This is a genomic window from Pseudomonas sp. GP01-A4 (assembly GCF_058780865.1).
Genome location: NZ_JBYSWF010000147.1, coordinates 1 through 2,073 on the forward strand (window position 1 = coordinate 1; position 2,073 = coordinate 2,073).

Annotated in this window: 2 protein-coding genes; both read right to left on the minus strand. The window is 61.0% G+C overall.

Annotated elements, in window-relative coordinates; genetic code table 11:
- Nucleotides 1-111: 111 nt before the first annotated feature.
- Nucleotides 112-1,449, minus strand: coding sequence for an ATP-dependent protease ATPase subunit HslU (gene hslU, locus AC3WKX_RS34205; RefSeq protein WP_003209321.1), 1,338 nt, complete (start codon nt 1,447-1,449; stop codon nt 112-114).
- 38 nt (nt 1,450-1,487) lie between these two features.
- A complete protein-coding gene (gene hslV, locus AC3WKX_RS34210; RefSeq protein ID WP_003209323.1) occupies nt 1,488-2,018 on the minus strand; it encodes an ATP-dependent protease subunit HslV in 531 nt (176 codons plus the stop codon).
- Nucleotides 2,019-2,073 lie beyond the last annotated feature (55 nt).

Sequence of the window (2,073 nt, forward strand, 5' to 3'; positions counted from 1 at the left end):
AGCGGGCTTGCTCGCGAATGCGGTGGGTCAGTTCATGCAATTGTGACTGACCCACCGCATTCGCGAGCAAGCCCGCTCCCACATTAAAGCAGAGCGGTTCCTGCGTGAGGCTTACAGGATATAACGAGACAGATCTTCGTTCTGCGCCAATTCGCCCAGGTGGCTGTTGACGTAGTCGGCGTCGATCTTGATTGCCACGCCATTCTGCGCGCCCGCCATGTCGCCGGCACTGAAGGACACTTCCTCCAGCAGGCGCTCAAGCAGGGTGTGCAAGCGACGGGCACCGATGTTCTCGGTCTTCTCGTTGACCTGCCAGGCAATCTCCGCCAGACGCTTGATACCGTCCGGCAGGAACTCAATCCCCAGGCCTTCGGTTTTCAGCAGCTCGCGGTATTGCTCGGTCAGCGACGCGTGCGGCTCGCTGAGGATGCGTTCGAAATCGCCCGGCGTCAACGCTTTCAGTTCAACGCGAATCGGCAGGCGACCTTGCAGCTCCGGTACCAGGTCGCTTGGCTTGCTCAGGTGGAACGCACCGGAAGCGATAAACAGGATGTGGTCGGTTTTGACCATGCCCAGCTTGGTGTTGACGGTGCAGCCTTCGATCAGCGGCAGCAGGTCGCGCTGCACGCCTTCGCGGGACACATCGACGCCGCCGGAATTACCGCGCTTGGCCACCTTGTCGATCTCGTCGATAAACACGATGCCGTGCTGCTCGACTGCTTCCAGGGCCTTGGCCTTGAGTTCTTCCTCATTGACCAGGCGCCCGGCCTCTTCGTCACGCACCAGTTTCAGCGCTTCCTTCACCTTGAGCTTGCGGCTTTTCTTCTTGCCCTTGCCCATGTTGGCGAACAGGTTCTGCAACTGGCTGGTCATTTCTTCCATGCCAGGCGGTGCGGAGATGTCGACGCCGGACACTTCGGCGACTTCGATCTCGATTTCCTTGTCGTCCAGCTGGCCTTCACGCAGGCGCTTGCGGAACAGCTGGCGGGTGTTGGAATCCGAGCTCGGTGCGGCGTCTTCGTTGAAGCCCATGCGTGCCGGTGGCAGCAGGGCGTCGAGGATGCGTTCTTCGGCGGCGTCTTCGGCGCGATGGCTGACCTTGGTCATTTCCTGTTCGCGCAGCAGCTTCAGGGCAGCGTCGGCCAGGTCACGAATGATCGACTCGACGTCACGGCCCACATAGCCCACTTCGGTGAACTTGGTGGCTTCGACCTTGATGAACGGAGCATTGGCCAGCTTGGCCAGGCGCCGGGCGATCTCGGTTTTACCGACACCGGTCGGGCCGATCATCAGGATGTTCTTGGGGGTTACTTCAACGCGCAATTCTTCGGGCAGTTGCATCCGGCGCCAGCGGTTACGCAGGGCGATGGCAACGGCGCGCTTGGCATCGTCCTGGCCGATGATATGGCGATTGAGTTCATGGACGATTTCGCGGGGAGTCATGGACATAGTAATTGGCGGTCCTCAAGCGGGAATAAGCCTGCGGCTTATTCGGCGAGGTCCTGCTCCTCAATGGTCAGGTTGTGGTTGGTGAAGACACAGATGTCGCCAGCGATACCCAGGGCCGTCTCGACGATTTCCCGGGCCGACAGGTCGGTTTTCTTCAACAGGGCGCTGGCCGCCGCTTGTGCGTAGCCGCCGCCGGAGCCCATGGCGATCAGGCCTTCTTCGGGTTCAACCACGTCGCCGTTGCCGGTGATGATCAGCGAGGCGTCTTTGTTGGCGACGGCCAACATGGCTTCCAGGCGGCTGAGGGAGCGGTCGGTGCGCCATTCTTTGGCGAGTTCGACGGCGGCACGGACCAGATGGCCCTGGTGCTTCTCAAGTTGGCCTTCAAAGCGCTCGAACAGGGTAAAGGCGTCAGCGGTGGCGCCGGCGAAACCGGCGAGGACCTGGCCGTGGTACAGGCGACGGACTTTTTTCGCGTTGCCTTTCATCACGGTATTGCCAAGTGAAACCTGGCCGTCGCCGCCCATGACGACTTTGCCGTGGCGGCGAACTGAAACGATGGTGGTCAAGGGGAGAGTCTCCACGCTGCGGGGCGAAAATGCCCTGATGGAACTCATATGGGGG

What these genes read in the sequence shown, in the direction of transcription:
- hslU (WP_003209321.1), bottom strand. Translation starts at nt 1,449, where the DNA reads ATGTCCATGACTCCCCGCGAAATCGTCCATGAACTCAATCGCCATATC.